Annotated in this window: 3 protein-coding genes and 1 pseudogene; all 4 read right to left on the bottom strand. The window is 32.1% G+C overall.

Annotated features, from left to right (window positions below; all coding sequences use genetic code 11):
* Positions 1 to 157: 157 nt before the first annotated feature.
* A pseudogene (locus tag JJE11_RS13985) lies at positions 158 to 322 on the bottom strand (glycine radical domain-containing protein); the annotation flags it as partial.
* Between the two features lie 278 nt (positions 323 to 600).
* Positions 601 to 2,976, bottom strand: a complete 2,376-nt coding sequence (gene hypD / locus JJE11_RS13980) for a trans-4-hydroxy-L-proline dehydratase (RefSeq protein WP_291636672.1) — start codon at positions 2,974 to 2,976, stop codon at positions 601 to 603.
* A 5-nt stretch (positions 2,977 to 2,981) separates the two neighbouring features.
* On the bottom strand, positions 2,982 to 3,884 hold the full coding sequence (locus JJE11_RS13975) for a trans-4-hydroxy-L-proline dehydratase activase (protein WP_291636669.1): 903 nt from the start codon (positions 3,882 to 3,884) through the stop codon (positions 2,982 to 2,984).
* A 295-nt stretch (positions 3,885 to 4,179) separates the two neighbouring features.
* On the bottom strand, positions 4,180 to 5,421 hold a 1,242-nt coding region (locus JJE11_RS13970; protein ID WP_291636667.1), incomplete at its 5' end, for a sigma 54-interacting transcriptional regulator.

The raw sequence follows: 5,421 nt of genomic DNA, 5'->3' as shown, positions 1-5,421 counted from the left end.
TGTTTGTATTTTTTAATACATTCATCATTTAATACTTTCCATCTTTCTTGTAATCCAGTAATTTTAACTCTATTATTATATTCTTCATCAGATTTTACTTTGAGTTCAGTCCATCCCATTTTTTAACAACTCCTATTATTTCAAAATTTCTAAATATATGACCATCCATAGTAAAGTATGTTTTAACAAATAATGCTAAATTTTCGAGTCCTTTTTCACCTGCAACAACTAAGGGTGTAAATTTCTGATTTAGTAATGTTCCTCACGTTTTCAAGTGTTCCATCTTAGAACATAATTTTAGCACCTAAGTTGGTCCGTTTATGCCATCTCTTTTGCTATCTCATCATATCTTTTTCCTAAAATAATCACTCCATCGCAACATAAATCCATATCTTCAAGCTCTGCTTTTCTATTATAGGATAAAATATTATTTCCGAAATCCTGCCTTTCAATAGCTTCTTAACTTGTCAAAAGAAATAGAATGCACAGAATTATTTAAACAGTCATAGCAACTACCAATACATAAAAGGAACGAACATAGATTTGCATAAAGCGAATCTATGTGCGTTTCCTTACATAGTAAAACTTTTTACTATTTTCCTAAGAAACGCCTCCATCAAATGTTTGCTCTGTTCTATTAATTATTTCATCTTGCAATGCTCTATCAAGATTATTGAAGTAATCACTGTATCCTGCAACGCGAACAATAAGATCATTATATTGATCTGGATTTTTTTGAGCGTCTAAAAGTGTCTTCTTCTCTACAATATTAAACTGTATATGATGACCATCCATTTTAAAGTACGTTCTAACCAGACTAGCCATATTATCAAGTCCAGTTTCACCTGCTACAACAGATGGAATAAATTTTTGATTAAGGAGAGTTCCACCAGTTTTTATATGATCCATTTTTGCACATGTTTTAATAACTGCTGTAGGGCCGTGTGTATCTGCTCCCTGTGATGGAGAAATACCTTCAGAAACAGGCATGTGTGCCTTTCTTCCATCTGCACTTGCACCCATAACGTCTCCGAAATAAACATGGCATGTTGTTGGGAGCATCTCTATTTTATGGAATCCACCTCTTCCATTTCTTCTTCCATTTATTTCATTATAGTATGCATCAAATATGGTTTTCATTATACCATCTGCATAGTCATCATCATTACCATACTTTGGAGTCTTATTCTTAACTAAATTATAAATACCGTCATGTCCCTTGAAGTTATCTTTAATAGCCTCTAATAATTCATTCATATTAAAGTTTTTCTTGTAAAATACTTGATATTTTATCGCTGACAAAGAATCTGTAATATTTCCGATACCAACACATTGGATGAAATTCGTGTTATATCTTGCTCCTCCTGCATTATAGTCCTTACCATTTGAAATACAGTCAGATATTACTACAGAAAGGAATGGTTCAGGCATCAGAGTTGAAAATAATCTTTCTATTACTCTATTACCCTTTACCTTAATATCAATAAAGTGTTTCATCTGTTTTTTATATGCTTCAAATAATTCATCATAGGTTTTAAACTTTGAAGCATCTCCAGTTTCAATACCAAGCTTCTTACCTGTCATTGGATCTACACCATTGTTTAATGTAATTTCAAGTACCTTATTCATATTAAAATATCCAGTTAGTATATATGCTTCCTTTCCAAAGGCACCTGACTCTACACAGCCACTGTTTCCGCCGCATCTTGCATCTTCAAGGGATTTCCCTGAAAAAACCAATCCCTGAATAACTTCATCTGTATTGAACATTGAGGGCTGTCCCCAGCCCTCTCTTGCTATCTCGCAGGCTCTCTTAACAAATTTTTGTGGACTCTTTTTACTTATTTGAACATTTGAGCTTGGTTGCAGCAATCTCATTTCGTCTATTACATCAAGTAACATATAACTTACATCGTTAACTCCATCTAAACCGTCTTTAGTTACTCCACCAATATTAATGTTCGCAAAATCGGTGTAAGTTGAACTTTCTTTTAAAGTGATACCAACCTTAGGTGGTGCTGGCTGATTATTAAATTTAACCCAGAAGCATTCTAGTAATTCTATTGCCTCATCATGGTTTAATGTGCCCTCTTCAATTCCCTTTTGATAAAATGAAATTAAGTGCTGATCCAATCTACCAGGATTGAAGGCGTCCCATGGGTTTAATTCAGAAATAACACATAAATGTACAAACCAATACATTTGAAGTGCTTCCCTATAAGTTCTTGGAGCATATGCTGGAACTTGACTACACACTTCTGCTATATCAAGTAGTTCCTGCCTTTTAACTGGATCAGCTTCTTTTTCTGCTAACACCTTTGCATAAGTAACATAACGTTCTCCTAAAATCATTATTGCATCGCATGCTATTGCCATAGCATCAAGCTGGTTCCTTCTATCTAAAGCTTCCTCATCTTCAAGAAAATCAAGTTTATCTATTGAAGCTTGAATATCCTTTTTAAAATCAAGGAATCCTTTATAGTATATTTTATCATCACATGCAGTATGCCCTGGTCCTCTTTGCTCCATAAATTCTGTAAACATACCTGCTTCATAGCACCCTTTCCATTCCTCAGTCATGTTTTCAAATATTTTGTATCTCATTGATCTCTCTTCCCAATATGGAATTATAACATCCTTCTGAAATTCTTTTGATTCATCACTAACATTAAAGTTTATTCTTTCACGTCCTCCCATAACATCAAAATCCAACAAAGTATGACAGCATAATTCAGGATAAGTACAAGTTGAGGCAGGTGATTCTCCTCTTTCACCAACAATTAATTCACCATCATTAATGCAAAGCTGTTTTTTTAACATAATCTCTTTTAAAACTAATGCTCTAAGTACAGGTACTGGAACTGATCCCTCATATTTTTTAGTAACTTCGTCTACAATCTTTGCCCTCTCCATTGAAACACTTGGAACAGCATTTAAACTTTGTTCCCTTAACTTTTTTACTCTTTCAGTCATCATAATATTTAACCCCCTATTTTAATTTTAATTCCAGCTTTTTTAAACTTTTCTGCAATTTTGTTTATAACTAAATCAGATGGTTTTTCCAAGCCTGTTAGTTTATATTCCATATTAAGCCTTTTATATTTGTCCATACCAATCTTATGATAAGGCAGTAAATTTACATGTATTATATTTAATTTTGATATAAAATCAATTGCGAGATCAATATTTTCATCGTCATCATTTACACCAGCAATTATTGGCATTCTTATATAAATATTACTGCCACTTTCCGAAAGCTTTTTTAGATTATCTAAAACGATAACGTTTTCAACTCCTGTATATTTCAAATGTTTTTCATTGTTCATATGCTTAATATCAAATAGGAAGAGATCAACTTTATCAACTATTTTTTCAAATTGTTCCCAAGATGCATAACCGCTAGTGTCAATTGTTGTATGGATACCTCTACCTTTACAAGCCTGAAGCACATTGTTTAAATACTCTACATACACTAAAGGTTCACCTCCAGAAAATGTAACACCACCATTTGATTCATCATAAAATGCTTCATCCTTAAGTATCTCTTTCATCAAGTCCTTTACTGTTATTTCTTCCCCTACAAGCTCTCTGGCATTACTGGGGCAAAAATCACTACACTTTCCACAGAGGGTGCATTTGCTTTCATTAATTATAGGATATCTCTCTACAAATTCTATTGCTTTTTGTGGACATCTTTTTAAACATGAGCCGCAGAGCGTACATCTTTCCTTAAAGAACATAATTTCAGTGTTTGGATTTTGAGTTTCTGGATTGTGACACCATAAACAATTTAAGGGGCATCCCTTGAAAAATATAGTTGTTCTTATCCCCGGACCATCATGTACTGAATACTTTTGTATATTAGTAATAATAGCCTTTTGCATTTATCAACCACACCCTTTCTCAATAGTCATAAATGCTATATTCTATAATAGCAATTTTCATAGCTTATTTTTCAAATATAAAAACAATACATTTTAATAAATTAATCAATATGGATATTCATATAACAAGCAATATTCATACCACATTCTCTATTCCTATGCTATTTTTATTTATATGTGCATAAATGCGAACTCCCTAATTTTTTTATGATTTATTTTTTTATTTCACAAAAAATGCTCCCAAATTTGGTATGTATTTTATGTATTTATTGACTTTGTCTTAATTTTGGGACATTTATTGAATTACATACTTTCCTCGGATCCCATTTTTTTTTATTTTATTATGTAAAGTTTGCTTAGGTATTTTTAATAATCTAGCTGCCTTTGCAAAATTTCCATTAGCTTGCTCAACAGCCCTTTCTATTAATTCTTTCTCATATTGGCTTATTGCCTCTTTTAATGGTGGTAATAAATTATTTATCTTATATAATTTATTTTTCTGTATAAAACTAGAGTCGTAATTAACAATATTAGATGGCAAATCCTCAACTTCAATGATATTTCCGTCAATAAAGTTCATCACACTTTCAATCATATATTTTAATTGTCTAACATTTCCAGGCCAATCATAATTCAAAAATATGTCCAAACAACCTTTCGAAATCCTTTTTATCTCCTTATTTAACCTTTTATTATACATGTTGATAAAATAATCCACAAGTAAGGAAATATCTTCTTTTCTTTCCCTTAATGGAATTATATTTAGTGAAATAACATTTAATCTATAATATAAGTCCTCTCGTAACGACTTTTCCTTCACTGATTGTAAAGGTTCTACATTTGTAGCCGCAATGACTCTTACATCTAAAGTAATTGTTTTAGTTCCCCCTATTCTCCTTACCACTCCATCTTGAAGAACACGAAGCAATTTTGCCTGAAGATCTATATCCATTGAATTTATTTCATCCAAAAATAAAGTACCTCCATCAGCGAGTTCAAATATACCCGGTTTTGCTATCGCCCCTGTAAAACTTCCTAAACAAGTTCCAAAGAGAATTCCTTCTAAAAGACCGTGCGGTATTGCAGCACAATTTTGGGCAATAAAGGGCTTATTTCTTCTCAATAAGCTGGCATTATGAATACCTTGTACCAATATTTCCTTTCCTGTTCCCGTTTCACCATAAATCATAACAGGTGACCTACTATCTGCGATTTTACAAGCTTTAACTTTTAATTCTCTAATTATATTACTTTGTCCAATTAAATTTTCAAGTGTATAAATGGTCCCATTTCCTCTGGATTTTTTTTTGTCACGATTTATAACAAACAATTTTTTCTGTAATGAAGCAATTTCCCCATACAACTTCTTAACATCTGTGACGTTTCTATATATTTCAAGAGCACCAATAATTTTATCATCTTTCATTAATGGAATGGTCGATGTTACAGTTGTAACCTTTTCACCTTTATAATTCATATAAGATTGAACATAATCCACTAATGGTTTCCCACTGTTTAATACATAATAAAATGTACT

The sequence above is a fragment of the Clostridium sp. genome (assembly GCF_016650095.1).
Classification (GTDB): domain Bacteria; phylum Bacillota; class Clostridia; order Clostridiales; family Clostridiaceae; genus Clostridium_AD.
Note: the sequence above shows the minus strand (reverse complement) of the source record. Positions and strands in the feature narration are given on the sequence as shown.

Excerpts from the sequence above, each read along its gene's own strand:
- JJE11_RS13975 (WP_291636669.1), bottom strand. The coding sequence starts at position 3,884 with ATGCAAAAGGCTATTATTACTAATATACAAAAGTATTCAGTACATGAT.
- hypD (WP_291636672.1), bottom strand. The coding sequence starts at position 2,976 with ATGATGACTGAAAGAGTAAAAAAGTTAAGGGAACAAAGTTTAAATGCT.